Genomic DNA, 15,848 nt, shown 5'->3' with positions numbered 1-15,848 from the left:
AATCTGAAATTGATTTACTGCTTTTTTGCTCAATAGACTCTTAAATCATCTGAAAATATTTCAACGCATCCCTGATCGCCGCTTCCTTCTCCGGCGGACATTTTGGCACTTTGGCATCTTCCTTCTTTGACAGGTTATAATTTTGCCCCACATCCAGCCCGCACTTGCGCTTTATCTGTGAGATGTACAGGGAAGATACCTTCAAACCGGTATGCTCCAACACATACGCCTTGATCTGTTCATAAGTCGCGCCCTTCTGGAAGCCGGACATATCCATATCTTCCAGCGAGAACTCCACCCGCACCTTCTTCGAGTCGATTTCTCCCTTGGAAAGCAAAACAACCGTCTCTACATGAACAGTACCCGGAAATTGATCGACAGCGCATGCCTTAGTCACGAAATATCCGTTCTCCTGCAGAGTCACCAGATCCCTGGCAAGTGAGGTAGGCTTGCAGCTGATGTACACAAGCTCCTTCACACCATAGTTGATGATCTTCGTCAAAGCTTTAGGATTGATTCCATCACGAGGCGGATCAAGAACTATGAAATCCGGCTTCTCCTCTATGTCATCTATGACCTTAAGAACATCCCCCGCAATAAACTCACAGTTGTCAAGGCCATTGAGCCCGGCATTCACACGGGCAGCCTCCACAGCTTCCTCGACTATCTCCACACCGATGACCTTCTTTGCGACAGGCGCAAGAAGCTGGGCTATCGTTCCGGTTCCGCTGTAGAGGTCGAATATGACGGCATCCTTTGTGTCACCCACATATGAACGCGCTTTGTCATAGAGCCTTTCTGCACTCTTTGTATTTGTCTGGAAGAACGAGAACGGCGATATCTTGAACTGAAGTCCGAGGACCGTCTCATATATATACTCTGTTCCGTATAGCAGATTTGTCCTGTCACTGATGACCGCATCCGCCATGGAGTCATTCTCCGTGTGGAGGATTCCTGCGATTTTTCCCTCAAGCGGCAGCTCCAACAGCCCCTTCACGTATGCATCAAGGTCGAGAGCCGCCAGATTCTGGGTGGTTGTCACCAGATTCACCAGCAGATCGCCATTTGTCGCCGAACGTCTGATAACCAGATGGCGCAGAAGCCCCTCGTGCTGCATCTTTTTGTAATATGGGAGTCCCGCCTCCTTGCAGAACTGGACAGTATATTTCACTATCTTGTTCAGATCATCATTTACTATATAGCAGTCATCCATCTGTACGATGTCGTACGTGCTGTTCTTCTTGTGAAGTCCCAGTGCCAGCGGACCATCCTTGTACTCATCGCCAAATGAGAACTCCATCTTGTTCCTGTATCCCTTTGTCACAGGAGATGCAATTATCCCCTGCCACTCATAAGGGTGAACCTCGCTGTCTATCACTCCGTCAAGGAGGCCTTTGACAAGCTCCTCCTTCACCTTGAGCTGGTTCTCGTAGCTGAGCGTCTGGTAACTGCAGCCACCGCACATACCAAAATGCGAACAAACCGGTGAAGCATCCTCAAGCTCAGATTTCTCAAGAACCTCAAGGAGCCTTCCGTCCGCCTTGCCCTTCTTCAGCTTCGTTATGCGGCAGCTCACCTTCTGGCCTTTTATCGCACCCTTAACTGTTACTTTTCTGTCATCCATATGAAAGCTTCCCTTGTTCGGGAACTCATATGTGTCTATCACACCTTCAACTATATCGTGTTTCTTCATTCTATTTCCAATCCTTATTTATTTTTCTGGAACGGTCTGCCCTATCCCCACAGATCCTCAAAAAACTTCTTCCTCTTCTTCTCCTCCGGTATGGAACATCAGCCATTTAAAGCTGCCTTCGGCAGGGCTGATGCTACATGTCAAATTTTCTTCGAAAACTTGACACATTCGACTCTACCCTCGGTAGCTCATTCTGCGCAAAAAACGGCGTTCCGTGCTGGTCAAAATCAAGCAGCATATACGTTCCAATCCGGTTGTCCCTCGGCAGAGCCAGACTTCCCGGATTCACTATATATGAACCCTTGTAGCTCGTCAGGTCACGGCGGTGGGTGTGTCCATACATTACGAAGTCATATCCTTCCGTGTCGATAAGCTCCTCCAGATATGAAATACCGCTGTTCACACCATACCTGTGTCCATGCGTTATAAATGCCCTCTTATCTCCGATGTTGAATTCGTCATATATCGGGAGCTCCGGGTTGTAATCGCAGTTGCCCCTCACCATGTGGATCTCACAGTCAAACAGATCATGTATCAGCTTTTCATCTCCCTCAACATCTCCGAGATGTATCAGCATTTCCACGTCGCCAACTATATCGTGTATCTGTTTTAAGCAGCTACTCTTGCCATGAGTGTCACTTATTATCAGTACTTTCATCTATTCCTCCTAACGAGAATCCATCGATCCCACTGATCATTAACTGATTTATTCCTGATTCTCACTTACTCTCCCTGTGCGCTCTGATGACGTTCTTCATCAGTCTCAGTGCATTTCCCCTGTGACTGATCTTGTTCTTCTCCTCAGGATCAAGCTCCGCAGTGGTCTTGCCCAGCTCTGGAAGGTAAAATATAGGGTCATACCCGAAACCGTTCTCGCCGCGCTCCTCGTAGCCTATGATTCCCTCTATGGTTCCGCGCTCTGTGTACTCGCTTCCATCCGGGAACACTGCTGCTATAGCGCACACAAATCTTGCTGTCCTCTCAGGATCTGGAACCCCGGCCAGCTTGTCTATTATGTACTGGTTCTTTATCCTGTACGATGTGTCCTCGCCTAGGAATCTCGCGCTGTATATGCCAGGCGCCTTGTCCATATAATCGACCTCAAGTCCTGAGTCATCCGCAAGTACCAGGCATCCGCTCTCCTTGCTGATGGCTCTCGCCTTGATCAGAGCATTCTCCTCAAATGTCTGTCCGTCCTCCACTATGTCTATATCGATCCCAGCCTCCTTCATGGACTGTATCTCAAATCCGAGGTCAGCAAGTATCATGCGGACCTCCTTCATCTTTCCTTCATTTCCCGTTGCAAATATCAGCTTGTCCATAATAGTTCTCCTTTCCCACAGCTTACATACACTTCCTGTTTATTCTGTCTTATCCGTAAATGCCTTGAGGCAGACGTTACATTTTCTCTCTTTTTCCGCACTGTACCACTGATTTCCATACAGACTTATATAGCCTTCTCCATCGGAGATGTCAAAGCTGTCGGTCATGGAATCCGCATCATACTCTATGGCTATCGGGTATTTGCTGCCCGGCGTGGTTATATGTACTATGACCGCAAATTTCTTTTCATCCGGGAGCTTGACCACATCATCCAGGTTGACCGTGTAGTATCCTGCGTACTCCATCTCGCCTGACGCGACAAGCTTCTTATTTGCCAGATCGTCAGTGTCCTCAAAATTTGTAGCCACATATACTTCATATGTCGTCTTTGCATCAGTAGCATAGAATGACACAGCCTCGAGCTCCTCGCTCTTGCCTGCCGTGTAAACATTTGCAAAATAGGCATCCTCCTGGTCAAATCCAAGAACTCCTACCCAGCCCAGCTTGTCCGACTGGTATATCTTATCGTAGTTGTCTGCACCCTCAAGTCTGGTGTACACAACACTGGTCTCGCAAATATGCGCATCATAGTATGATATATAGAAATATCCATCCTCGCCAAATTCGGTTCCCCAACTGTTCTTACAGATAAAAGCACCATCTTTCTTCGGCGCCTTGTTAAAGTTGTTCTTGCTGTAATTGTCATCCCATCCTACTATTACCACATCGTGGTTGATTCCCTCTGAACCATCATAATAGTACGCATGAGTCTCCTCGTTGTAATACTCCGAGCTACTGTCGGCATCTATCATATCGCTGTATATCGCAGTCTCCACACCGCCCTTGGTGTACACTGCCTCTTTCACAGCCTTCAGATTCTTGTCGTCAATTATCTCCGCCTCCTGCAAATGCTTCACGGCCTTAAGCTTGGAGTTCGTCTTGTCATCCCCGTACGGATCATCCTTCTCGAGAACCGGTCCCTTCCAGGATGCAAGATATGCAATACTCATCCTGTACTGGCCACCCTCAAACTGTTCAACGCCAAATCCGTTGTTCATGGTCATGTTATCCACAGAGAACTGCAGCTTTTCATCCGGCATAAGAGTTGTCTCAAGCGCAGCCAGCGACGCAAATGCCCAGCATGTTCCCGAGTCTCCCTGGTCTCTGACCTCTGTGACCCTGCCCTCTTTTCTCATGTCGTAGGCGGCCGGCAGCTTACTGTCCTCACCGACCTTCTGCAGGGATACACGGCCTGTGTCATAATTGTACTCACATGTATAGTCAAGCGTGTCCGCTATATACTCTATAGGGACAAATGTCTCGTCATCCTTCTTTATCGGCGCATCCGCGATCTTCACGTCCTTGCCGTCCAGCTCTGCATCCTGGGAATCAAGCACCAGTCTGGCGACTCCTTCATTCCTCTTGATCACGATACTGCCATTCACATACTCTATGTATGTGCACTTCATCTTATCCTTGAGCATCTTCAGCGGCATCATAAGGTGAAGATTATTGCTTACATACGGCTTGTACTCGTCCTCTTCCACCTCACTGCCATTTACATACAGTGTGAGTCCCGCTTCATTGTAATCGCCCGCAAGCTTCTCAGACATGCCGGAAACTGCGTGTTGATCCTCCTCGTTCTTCTCCAGACGTCCCGACGGCTCCTTTGTTCCGTAATACGCCAGAGCACCTATGGCAAGGATCAGAATTATATATACAAATTTCTTCAAGCTTCTTCTCTCCTTCGTTTAGGCGGCTTTGGTCCCATAAACTGATAGAAATATGATTTTATCATTCCGTTGTATATCTTGCGGTTTCTGTCAGCCTTTCTGCCGATATACTTCTCCGCATCCGTATACGATGTGATGAGGAACATTGACCAGTCATCAAGATTCCTATAGCTCTCGCCGATGGTCCTGTACAACTCAGGCAGAGCCTCCTTCTCCTCAAGTCTCTCTCCGTAAGGTGGATTTGTGATTATAAATCCATACTTCTTCGGATTTCTCAGATCCTTCACATCCCTCTGCTGAAAATGGATGTGCTGCTCCACTCCTGCTGCCCTGGCATTCTCCATGGCACACTTCACCATATCGCCATCCAGATCATATCCCTGTATGTTCATCTTCACATCGCGGTCTATGAGATCATGAGCCTCATCCACCGCATTGTACCATATCTTCTTGTCACAGATCTTGGACCACTCCTGGGCCGTGAACTCCCTGTCCATTCCCGGTGCGATGTGTGCGCCTATCATGGCCGCCTCTATCGGAAATGTTCCACTTCCGCAGAACGGATCTACAAGGACTCTGTCGCTGTGCCACGGCGTGAGCATGATCAGCGCGGACGCCAGCGTCTCCGATATAGGAGCCTTTCCAACCAGCTTTCTGTATCCCCTCTTGTGAAGTGACACACCTGACGTGTCAAGTGCTATGGTCACTATATCCTTGAATATAAATACTCTCACCGGATAGCTTGCACCATCCTCCGTGAACCATGACACTCTGTATGTCTGCTTCAATCTCTCAACCATAGCCTTCTTGACTATGGACTGTATATCCGATGGACTGAAGAGTGCACTCTTGTTTGATGTCGCCTTGGACACCCAGAATTTTGCATCCCTTGTCAGATACTTCTCCCAGGCGATGGCCTTTGTTCCCTCGAACAGCTCGTCAAATGTGGCGGCCTTGAAGCTGCCACATTTAAGCATGATACGCTCGGCTGTCCTTATAAAAATATTTGCCCTTGCAATCGCACTCTCGTCTCCGGCAAATGTGATCCTTCCGTCCTCCACCTGGACTATCTCGTATCCAAGATCAAGTATTTCTTTTTTCAGTACCGACTCCAGTCCAAAATGACATGGAGCTATAAGTTCTACTCTACTCATTTCCTGCCCTTTCTGTGGGTTGTATATTTGTTCTATCTCTGTCTTGTGAGCGGGCCTCTGTACTGCGCCAGGCCTCCCACCGTGTTGATAACTCTGTATCCATCCTCGCTCATGATGAGCGCAGCCTTCATGCTGCTCACCCCATGAGCACAGTATACCAGCAGATATTTGCTTTTGGGAAGAGTATACTCCCTCGCTTCTATCAACTCAAATGGAATATTTACCGCCATGGGGATGTGTCCCTCCAGAAATTCATCGCGGTCCCTGACATCCACTATTATGCCGCCCCTTGCAACAGCTTCACGTATGATGTTACGTATGGGAATACTTGTGAATCCCATTTCTCCACCTCCTTCATACCGACAGAAAAACCTCTTCTGTTATATGATATGAAGGAAATGTCTCATCGACACAATAAAAACGAAGATCCCGGCAGGCGAAAAGCCAATTCCGTCTGTCGGGACCTTATAATTACTTCTTAAGCTGTGCAAGACGCTCGGCAACCTGCTCAGACATCTCAGTGTACTTGGCAAGCTTTGCCTTCTCCTCCTCAACCTTTGCGGCTGGGGCCTTGTCAACGAACTTTGGATTTGCAAGCATTCCTGATGCACGCTTGATCTCTCCGGCAAGCTTAGCAGCCTCCTTCTCAAGTCGCTCGATCTCCTTGTCGATATCCACAAGCTCCTCAAGAGGAATGTATACAGCGGCATCGTGGATCAGTGTTGATACTGCATTCTCATCGATTCCTGTCTTGTCCTCCTGAACGTGTACCTCGCTGGCATAACCCAGTGTGGCAAAGAAGCTCTTTGATGACTCAAATATATGTCTCACGTCCTCCTTTGCAGATACGACATATACCTTTGCCTTTCTGCTAGGTGGTACGTTCATTCCTGTACGAAGGTTTCTGATGGCACGGACTGCTGCCTTGATAGTGTCAACAGCGGCCTCGTCAGCCTCAAAGTTCCACTCGTCTGTGTACTCAGGCCACTTGGAGATCATGATCGACTCCTCCTCGTCCTGAATGTTGCAGAAGATCTCCTCTGTGATGAATGGCATGTATGGATGAAGAAGCTTAAGTGCCTGGATCAGAACTGTCTTAAGTGTCCAGAGTGCTGCTGCCTTTGTCTCATCCTCATCGTTGTAGAGACGAGGCTTAACCATCTCGATATACCAGTCACAGAACTCCTCCCAGATGAAGTCGTATACCTTGGATACAGCGATACCAAGCTCGAACTTCTCCATATTGTCTGTCATCTCTTTTGCAAGTGTGTTGACCTTGGACAGGATCCAGCGGTCAGCTATTGTCAGGTCTGACAGCTTCACATTTGTGAAATCTGCCTTCTCCATGTTCATCATGATGAAACGTGTTGCGTTCCAGATCTTATTTGCAAAGTTTCTGGAATTCTCAACTCTCTCCCAGTAGAAACGCATGTCGTTTCCAGGAGCATTTCCTGTTATAAGTGTCAGACGAAGGGCATCTGCACCGTACTTATCTATAACCTCAAGCGGGTCAATACCATTTCCAAGTGACTTACTCATCTTACGTCCCTGGTCGTCTCTTACAAGTCCGTGGATCAGCACATGCTTGAATGGGCTCTTGCCTGTCTGCTCAAGTGCTGAGAATACCATACGGATTACCCAGAAGAATATGATGTCGTATCCGGTTACAAGCACGCTTGTAGGATAGAAGTATTCATACTCAGGTGTCTTATCCGGCCAGCCAAGTGTTGAAAATGGCCACAGTGCAGATGAGAACCATGTATCGAGCGTATCCTCATCCTGTGTGAGATGTGTACATCCGCACTTTGGACATACTGTAGGTGTCTCACGGCTGACGATGGTCTCGCCGCACTCGTCACAGTACCATGCAGGGATTCTGTGTCCCCACCAGAGCTGTCTTGATATACACCAGTCACGGATGTTCTCAAGCCAGTGGATGTATGTCTTGTCGAACTGCTCAGGCACAAATGAGAGCTCATCGGTCTTGATGATGTCAAGTGCTGCCTGTCCCATCTCCTTCATGCGGACGAACCACTGAGGCTTGATCATAGGCTCTACAGTTGTCTTACATCTGTCATGTGTTCCTACGTTGTGGCTGTGTGGAACTACCTTTACGAGAAGTCCCAGTGCGTCAAGGTCTGCCACCATCTGCTTTCTTGCCTCGTAGCGATCCATGCCTGCATACTTGCCTCCGAGCTCATTTATGGTTGCATCATCGTTCAGTATATTTATCTCCTCAAGATTGTGACGCTTTCCAACCTCGAAGTCGTTAGGGTCATGTGCAGGTGTGATCTTTACACATCCTGTTCCAAACTCCTTGTCAACATATGGATCTGCGATAACCGGGATCTGTCTGTCTGTGAGTGGCAGCTCCAGCATCTTTCCTACTATATCTGTGTATCTCTCATCGTCAGGATTTACTGCAACGGCTGTATCTCCGAGAAGTGTCTCCGGTCTTGTGGTTGCTATCTCCACAAATCTTCCAGGCTCTCCAACTACAGGATAGTTGATATGCCAGAAGAATCCGTCCTGCTCCTCATGTATAACCTCAGCATCTGATATGGAAGTCTTACATACAGGACACCAGTTGATGATCCTTGAGCCCTTGTAGATGTAGCCTTTCTCGTACAGTCTTACAAATACTTCCTTGACTGCCTTGGAACATCCCTCGTCCATGGTGAATCTCTCTCTGTCCCAGTCAGCGGATGAACCCATCTTCTTGAGCTGGCTCACGATACGGTTGCCGTACTCTTCCTTCCATGCCCACGCATGCTTTAAGAACTCCTCACGGCCGATCTCTTTCTTATCTATTCCCTGCTCCTTCAGCTTCTCTGTAACCTTGACCTCGGTTGCGATGGCTGCGTGGTCTGTACCAGGCTGCCACAGTGCTGAGTAGCCCTGCATTCTCTTGAATCTGATAAGTATATCCTGCATTGTATTGTCCAAGGCATGTCCCATGTGGAGCTGTCCTGTTACATTTGGAGGTGGCATTACGATCGTAAATGGCTTCTTGCTCCTGTCAACCTCTGCGTGGAAATACTTCTTCTCCTCCCACTTTCTGTAGAGTCTGTCCTCTATCTGGGAAGGATCATATGTCTTCTCTAACTCTTTCATCTCATTCTTCCTTTCTATTCTTTCTGATCTCTTACATGTTGATATATACTTTTACAAAATTTTTCACAAAAAAACCCGCTCTCCGGACATTCTGTCAGAAGGGCGAGTAAATATTCGCGTTACCACCTTGTTTTGTATCTCATCTTATCCTATAACGGGAACGCCCCGGCATGGCCTATCCTTATCATGATCTTTCAGCCATGCAGCTCAGAAGCTACCTTCACAAGTCTCTGTCAGGAACGGTCTCACAGCCCACGAACCATTCTCTCTGTCTGACTCCACATGCTACTCCTCTTCGTCACAGCATTTGCATATATCTTCTTTATTCATTGTGATAGTACAACATAGGCTGGCTGTACGTCAAGCACAAAGTCATCCTATCTGATTTCTGAACTGATCCTTGAGTGCACTCAGGATGGAATTCATACGCCTGTCATAGTCCTCTATGTCGCCGTGCATTCTGTTGTACACAGCCTTCTGGACTTTGTTGTATATGGACATCTCATGTACATCCTCCTTTGAATCAGCGATCTCGTTCATCAGATCGTCCAGGAATCCGGCCGGCATACCGCGCTTTCTTATCTCCCTCTGGAGTGTCGCCGTGTCCACCGTCACCGCCATTACACAGAAGTATTCTATCAATGACTCATTGTTCTTATTCAGCGCAAATGCTCTGATGAAAGCATCCTTTGCCTCCTCAAGCTGAAGATTGCCCGCCAGCGCAACGCCTTTGTTGTGATATATATTTCCAAGGAACTCATCGTACTCACCATGTGACTCCTTGTACTCTATGATGTCATCGTATATGGCGTCAGCCTTGATGTAATGCTTGTACATCATGTAGCTGTCAGCTCTCTTCTTGTCCAGCTCATACGGCTTGAGAGTCCTGATTCTCTTGCACTCGTCCATGAATTCCTTCACTTCATCCTTGCTGTAGAACTCACCAAATGTAAGTATCTCCACCATGATATCCTGGATATACGCATTCTTGGCATTGAGCGCGTCTATCTTGTCCGCAAGATCCTCCATGTCTATGGCCGTTCTCAGCCAGTTGCTGAGTCTGTCCGCAAGGTCGTCTTTACCTATGAGCACCATATTGTTGAATATGTAGTAGCACAGCTCCTCATATGAATATATGGTTATCTTCGTATTGAGGAATGTGTACGGATTGTCCGCTGTCTTTGTCTTACAAATAATAATTCCACTCATATGTGTATCACTCTCCCGGATCAAAATGCTGTCCTCTGAGGTATGACGGGATGCTGAACGCACTCTGCTCATACTCATCGGAATCTTCGTCATCCAGATCCTCTTCATCTATGGTTTCTTCATCGTCCGGCTCTGACTCGTCGATCTCAGTCTCGCTGTCATCTGCATCGTCTGTAATGTCATCTGATTCTGATTCGTCATCATCTACCTCATATGCAACATCCACTGATTCCGTTTCGTCATCATCTACCTCATATGCAGCATCCACTGATTCCGTTTCGTCATCATCAATTTCATCTGAAATGTTCTCAGGATCAGAGACCGCATCATCTTCTAACTCTTCAGCCTCCGTCATATCCCCCGCATCGTCGTCAATCTCTTCCACAACATCCTCTGCTTCCGTTCCGAAATCATCCGGCTCTTCCACAGTCTCCGGCTCCACAGGTGACGCTGTTCCGTAATATACCACAGGCTCTTCATGTACCTCCGGCTCGGCTTCCACCGTCTTTGCATTACCATGCTCCACCGCCGGATCTTCGCCTCTCAGTTCCTCGGTGTCACCCATGCGTATCCTGAGCTCCTCTTCCCTTCGCGCCGCCTCAAGCTTCTCCGCATGCTTTCTCCTGATGGCTCCTATGTCAAATTCTTTTCTGTATATCTTATTTGTGGTAGGATACAAACTTCCAAATCCAAGATCACGGATGACTATCGCGCCCTTATCCGCACCATAATACTCCACGGATATCGACAGCTTTGTCGTCTTCTTTGGTCTCGCCGGAAGTCCGTATATCTCCACAGTCTCCCGCCATTCTTCCTCAGTCAGTATATCCTGGTATACGATCTGTATCCTTCTTGTGTTGTCGAGGAATACCTCTATGCTTCCGCGGGTGTTGAACCACTCAAGCCCGCCGTATGCTATCGGCCAGAACGTCTTCTTCTCATCCATGAGATTTATTCCGATATTTGTCTTGACCGTCTGCTCCGTATCTATAAAATATCTGCTGAGCGCCTCCGTGTACACACCGCCAAGCGATCTGTAACATGCACCCTTTGTATATATATTCTGTCCAACAAATACCCTTCTGCCCTGACACAGGACCGACGCCGACTGCTTCATCCAGTTGTCAGCAAATCCTATTCCCGTGAGGAATACAGAGGATATAAACACCTGTGACATACATTCCTTAACTATATCCGCAAATGCCTCATCCATATCCTCATGGTATTTTCCAAATCTTTTCATGTTCATCCTGTCATGGAAGTTCACATGCTCAACGGTCACTATCAAAGGATATTTCCTTGTCATATCTATCCTGTAAAAATCCAGCCCGCTCCTGCCGAAATCAAACAGTCCCACGCTGTTATTCCTGAGCGGCTCAGGCTGTGCAAATATATAGCACAGGCCACTGTCAAGATGGCTCACTATATTAAACTGGTCATGGGTCAGACGGAGTGCCGACTTAAGTCCTCTGACTGCAGCTATGATGCGCGGATCTGTGTCAGCCACTGTGACTGTCAGTTTCTTTATCACAAAACCCTCAAACTGCTCGGTAAACTGTCTTATATGCAGTATCATCATCTTCACAAGAAGATCTCCCGCCTTATAATTACGCCCCGCAACTTCTATATTCTCATTTCTCAGGGTACGCTCATACACCTGATCCACAACCGTTCCATTTTCCTCGAACCTGCAGGCTGAAGCCTTCGCCCCTGCACACCAGCCAGCCAGATCTATGAACTTGTAAGCTTCACTCTGTCCGTCATCCGTCTTTTTGTTGTACGCGCTGTAGAACATGATGTTAGGGAGCATATATGTATCCCTCGCCTCCTTGTGGTACACCGATTCCGGCTCCCGCGTGTCAACATTATAATAACTAAGCTGTGTATATTCCGGGCCAAGATCCAGACCCAGATATAACTGTGTGTCAGACATAAATTATGCCCCTCCTTGTGAAAAATCAAAAAGTTAAAGCAACATCAAATTGGCGTCGAAGAAATGGCTGTTGTACAGATATGTGTCCATTGCCTGTATGAGCTCATGGTCATTTCTTGTCTCCTGGCTAACCAGCATGCTATTGATAAGTTCAAAGCTGCTGCTTCCATCCTTATGGAATGTCTCATTTTTGAGTATGTCGCTCTCAACCACGACTGAAGTTCCAACCACTCCATCGATGGAGTAGACAAGCGACTCTCCGTGGAATACGACAACTTCCTTAACATACACTCCCGGAATTATCTCATTCATCCTCTCGGATTTGTAGTTTGCCATACTGCTGCTCTCCTGGCCAAAGCTGTAGCTGACCCATACCTGCTTTCCGCTTTCTCCCTTGAATATGACATATGTCTTGAATCTCATATCCCCTGGCAGCTTTACGATTGACTCAAATTTTCTGAAGAACGGAAGTATCTTGCTGTATTCTATAAACTGTTTTACATTTGCCTTGATCCATTCCTGCTGCTCCTCAGTGTATCGTCCACTTCGGTTGCTAAAATAATACAGCAGGCTCATTCTGGATATCTCGTCCTTTATATTGCCCTTGGCGATCTCCTTGTACAGATCCTCCATTATATACGAAGGGATCTTCTGATCCTTTATAAAATACTGGTGCGCGCAATATCTGAGGAAAGCTTTCACCACCATGCCTCGGCTGCGGCCGCGATAGTACACCTCAAATATATCGTATATGGACTCTATATATCCGTCCGCGAACATCATCTGTGCGAGTATGTTCTCAGACAGCATATCAATATTTCTGTAATTTGAATTGACCGACTTGAAGAGATTTGCCATCTCCTCGAGTGATCCGTTGTAATTGTTGATGAGATATGACAGTATCTTCTGTCCGGCGTACCCTCTCCTGTATATATACACGCATATGGATATGAGCAGCCTGCTCTCATCGTATCTCTTGTCATCGATTCCAAACTCGGCTATCTTGATCAGCTCATCTATATCCACATCCACATAGCCAAATCTGTACATTCCCTCAAATGCATTCTCATACATATCCAGAGCTATATAATATGTATTTATCCTGGAAGCATATGAAGGATCCACGTAATCCAGATCTATCTTGGACAAATATTTTCCGAGAATGTCCGCATCGAAATTCTCATGATAATACTCAACCATATGGGTAAGCGCTTCCTGTCTCACCCTGTAGCTCACCTCAGGGCAGAGTGCGATATCTCTGGCAAGATTTATCTCCTTTGCATCCCTGTGTGTAAATATATCTATATCGTTGTAGAGGAACAACAGGTATCTGTAATCCCTTGGACTGTACTCGTGACAAATGTCCAGATAGCTCCTCTCGTCTACGATTCTCTCCATTCTGTACTGTACGGTGCTCACATATCTGCCGCCGTTGTCATCCAGAAGTGTGACTATGGCAGACGGCGATATTATCTCTACATATGCCTCACCATTAACCACCGGAACCTTGACCTCTCCGCCAAGCTCACTGTGGGATACCAGTATGTGTGTTATATTCTCATTATCACACACGAACTTTCTCTTGAATATTATGTTGATGAGCTTTGTGGCAAATTCCGGTTTCACCGTATCAGGATCAAGGAATTCATCGTATATGACTGTCAGGTCATCGCTCACATTTCCCTGAAGTATCATCTTCTCCATGAAACGCTCAATGGCAGGGACAAAATCCCTGTACACCGACTTCTGGTTCTCCTTGTTCATGATGACATTTGCATATATATACGCCAGCTCCTCGTCCGTCAAAACGTTCTTGTAACTGAAATATCTGAGTATAGCCTCCGGTATCTCATCGTAGTGGTTTTTGTCCATGCTCCTGATAAAGCATTCATTCAGACCAACATACTTGAGATCCTTGTCCGATGCGTCACTGTAATATCTGTGATAACACGGATCGTACATCTTATTCTTGATCAGTATTCCACAAATGGCATCCAGAGTCGTCCTGTCATGCCTCATATCGTATATCTGCTCAAGCATCTTAAATGCCTGCTCGTCAAAATCCTTCTGTCTCGAAGCAGTCTTGACAAACTCCACGATGACATCCTCTGAGACAAATTCATTTCTCATGCCCCATCTGAGGGCTGCGATCTCAAGCGGTGCGATCTTCTTCATCATGAGAGGCTGCTTGTTGAACATGTCGCATATCTCAAAGTATATTACCGGACTGTTTACACCTGAGTTAAACAGCTTCTGTATATCCTCGTAGAGAACCCATTTGTCCTCTGTATAATTCACATCCACAAATAACAGTATCCAGAAATAGAACAGCCTGTTCTTGTCATTTGCCTCAAACCTTTCTCTGACCATGGCAGCAGTTCTGTCTATAATGAACTTCTCCCTGCGCAGAAGCGACTTCAGGTAACTGAGATAACACTTCTCCATGTCCTCCATGCTTGTGAAATTGGCATCCGCATCTATTCTCAGAAATTCCTGCTCGACAAATTCCGTGTGTCCCTCCAGGATCTGCATATGGAGCAGTCCCAGCCTGTACATGCCATACTCCGGTCTGTATTTTATAAGGGTGTTCAGGGCATCCCTGGTCTCCGCTATGTACTTCTTCAGATCGATCTTGTCCGTTCTGAAGTCAATATATGCACGGATCAGAGCCTCCTCCGCCCTCTTGATGGTGAATCTCGTCTGCCTGCTCTTTGGAGTCATCTTGATGACCTCAGGCTTTCTGATGCTCACCTGTATTCTCATATTCTGATAAGTGTTCCATATATAAATGTAACCCGATGATTCCCCGTCGTGGATCTTCTGCGGATCTATGAGGAAACTGAGGTCAAATGTGTTGCCATCGAAGCTGTTCCACTTCAGCACGCTGGTCTCCGGTATGAGGAAATCGCAGTCCGATGCTATCTTGGTATTCGTGTAGCCCCAGGTGTTCTTGGTGATCGTAACCGATGCCCTGACCAATTCGGATGGCATCTCAACCAGCAGATCGTTCTGAGCCACGGACAGTGTGAGTGCCCTCTTCTTGTGTGTATACACAAGGAATTCCTCCATGGCCTGTCCTATGGACAGTGACATTCCCAGTGTGTCATACACCCTCTGAAGCTTTTCATCCCTGCCTATAAAAGTGCGCACAAAATCCTCGCTTCCGAATATCCTTATGGCATCCTCCCAGTTCTCCTCTGCATATGCTGCAAACTGGAACAGATCCTCGAGCTTCTTACCCTCGACCTGAATATATGGAGCGACTATAGCTATATGATAAGGGATGATAAACTCTCCCCCATCAGTGATTATATTTATATGACCCTTGAAGGATTTGCCTTGCTCGATTCCTCGGGCGTCAAATGAATAGCTGACTCTGTTCTTCCTGCCCACAAATGTGTGACTCTTAAAATCCAGTATATAGCGGCTGTCGTATACCATCAGTTTCACTGCACAACTGTTTGAAGAATCCACTGTAAACTCTCCATCATACACAGTTCCCGCCTCGATATTCAATTCTATCTTGCTGACTGATATGGCTACCGCTGGTCTGTCAACCTTAAACTCACCACGAGCATACTGTTCAACTATTCCCTTCATCGTCTGGTCTCCTGTATCTATTTCTATTGTCTTTTTGTCAAAAATCACTCATAGTGGTTGTATTTGAAGCTTCCAATCGGTATAATTGA

At 46.9% G+C, this 15,848-nt stretch carries 10 protein-coding genes and 1 other annotated feature; all 10 genes read right to left on the bottom strand.

Annotated features, from left to right (window positions below; all coding sequences use genetic code 11):
• Window positions 1–40 precede the first annotated feature (40 nt).
• The 10 genes from rlmD to DWW60_RS09000 all read right to left on the bottom strand — a co-directional run bounded on the left by rlmD (window position 41) and on the right by DWW60_RS09000 (window position 15,759).
• Entirely contained in the window at window positions 41–1,693 is a 1,653-nt protein-coding gene (rlmD, locus tag DWW60_RS09045; protein ID WP_117875117.1) for a 23S rRNA (uracil(1939)-C(5))-methyltransferase RlmD, read from the bottom strand.
• Between the two features lie 133 nt (window positions 1,694–1,826).
• Entirely contained in the window at window positions 1,827–2,351 is a 525-nt protein-coding gene (locus tag DWW60_RS09040) for a metallophosphoesterase family protein (RefSeq protein ID WP_117549689.1), read from the bottom strand.
• 61 nt (window positions 2,352–2,412) lie between these two features.
• A complete protein-coding gene (locus DWW60_RS09035) occupies window positions 2,413–3,015 on the bottom strand; it encodes an XTP/dITP diphosphatase (RefSeq protein WP_022217550.1) in 603 nt (200 codons plus the stop codon).
• 39 nt (window positions 3,016–3,054) lie between these two features.
• Window positions 3,055–4,749 carry a lectin like domain-containing protein gene (locus tag DWW60_RS09030; RefSeq protein ID WP_117875115.1) on the bottom strand — a complete coding sequence of 565 codons (1,695 nt, stop codon included), beginning with the start codon at window positions 4,747–4,749 and terminating at the stop codon, window positions 3,055–3,057.
• Window positions 4,746–5,903: a THUMP domain-containing class I SAM-dependent RNA methyltransferase gene (locus tag DWW60_RS09025; RefSeq protein WP_117875113.1), complete on the bottom strand. Its 1,158-nt coding sequence runs from the start codon at window positions 5,901–5,903 to the stop codon at window positions 4,746–4,748. The genes DWW60_RS09030 and DWW60_RS09025 overlap by 4 nt, the downstream gene beginning before the upstream one ends.
• A 32-nt stretch (window positions 5,904–5,935) precedes the next feature.
• Window positions 5,936–6,244: a rhodanese-like domain-containing protein gene (locus DWW60_RS09020; protein ID WP_117875111.1), complete on the bottom strand. Its 309-nt coding sequence runs from the start codon at window positions 6,242–6,244 to the stop codon at window positions 5,936–5,938.
• Between the two features lie 130 nt (window positions 6,245–6,374).
• On the bottom strand, window positions 6,375–9,017 hold the full coding sequence (locus tag DWW60_RS09015) for a valine--tRNA ligase (protein WP_022217547.1): 2,643 nt from the start codon (window positions 9,015–9,017) through the stop codon (window positions 6,375–6,377).
• Window positions 9,018–9,112: 95 nt separating this feature from the next.
• Window positions 9,113–9,328: a binding site (T-box leader), on the bottom strand.
• 61 nt (window positions 9,329–9,389) lie between these two features.
• Window positions 9,390–10,226 (bottom strand): hypothetical protein, encoded by an 837-nt coding sequence (locus DWW60_RS09010; RefSeq protein WP_117549702.1) that lies wholly within the window; start codon window positions 10,224–10,226, stop codon window positions 9,390–9,392.
• 7 nt (window positions 10,227–10,233) lie between these two features.
• A complete protein-coding gene (locus DWW60_RS09005) occupies window positions 10,234–12,159 on the bottom strand; it encodes a DUF5716 family protein (RefSeq protein ID WP_117875109.1) in 1,926 nt (641 codons plus the stop codon).
• 33 nt (window positions 12,160–12,192) lie between these two features.
• A complete protein-coding gene (locus DWW60_RS09000) occupies window positions 12,193–15,759 on the bottom strand; it encodes a DUF5717 family protein (protein WP_022217545.1) in 3,567 nt (1,188 codons plus the stop codon).
• Between the last annotated feature and the right edge of the window lie 89 nt (window positions 15,760–15,848).

This window comes from Coprococcus sp. AF16-22, from assembly GCF_003461545.1.
Classification (GTDB): domain Bacteria; phylum Bacillota; class Clostridia; order Lachnospirales; family Lachnospiraceae; genus Coprococcus; species Coprococcus aceti.
The sequence above is the reverse complement of the archived record's forward strand: the minus strand, read 5'-3'. Positions and strand labels throughout refer to the sequence as shown.

What these genes read in the sequence shown, in the direction of transcription:
- rlmD (WP_117875117.1), bottom strand. Translation starts at nt 1,693, where the DNA reads ATGAAGAAACACGATATAGTTGAAGGTGTGATAGACACATATGAGTTC.
- DWW60_RS09025 (WP_117875113.1), bottom strand. Translation starts at nt 5,903, where the DNA reads ATGAGTAGAGTAGAACTTATAGCTCCATGTCATTTTGGACTGGAGTCG.
- DWW60_RS09020 (WP_117875111.1), bottom strand. Translation starts at nt 6,244, where the DNA reads ATGGGATTCACAAGTATTCCCATACGTAACATCATACGTGAAGCTGTT.
- DWW60_RS09015 (WP_022217547.1), bottom strand. Translation starts at nt 9,017, where the DNA reads ATGAAAGAGTTAGAGAAGACATATGATCCTTCCCAGATAGAGGACAGA.
- DWW60_RS09040 (WP_117549689.1), bottom strand. Translation starts at nt 2,351, where the DNA reads ATGAAAGTACTGATAATAAGTGACACTCATGGCAAGAGTAGCTGCTTA.
- DWW60_RS09005 (WP_117875109.1), bottom strand. Translation starts at nt 12,159, where the DNA reads ATGTCTGACACACAGTTATATCTGGGTCTGGATCTTGGCCCGGAATAT.
- DWW60_RS09010 (WP_117549702.1), bottom strand. Translation starts at nt 10,226, where the DNA reads ATGAGTGGAATTATTATTTGTAAGACAAAGACAGCGGACAATCCGTAC.
- DWW60_RS09000 (WP_022217545.1), bottom strand. Translation starts at nt 15,759, where the DNA reads ATGAAGGGAATAGTTGAACAGTATGCTCGTGGTGAGTTTAAGGTTGAC.
- DWW60_RS09035 (WP_022217550.1), bottom strand. Translation starts at nt 3,015, where the DNA reads ATGGACAAGCTGATATTTGCAACGGGAAATGAAGGAAAGATGAAGGAG.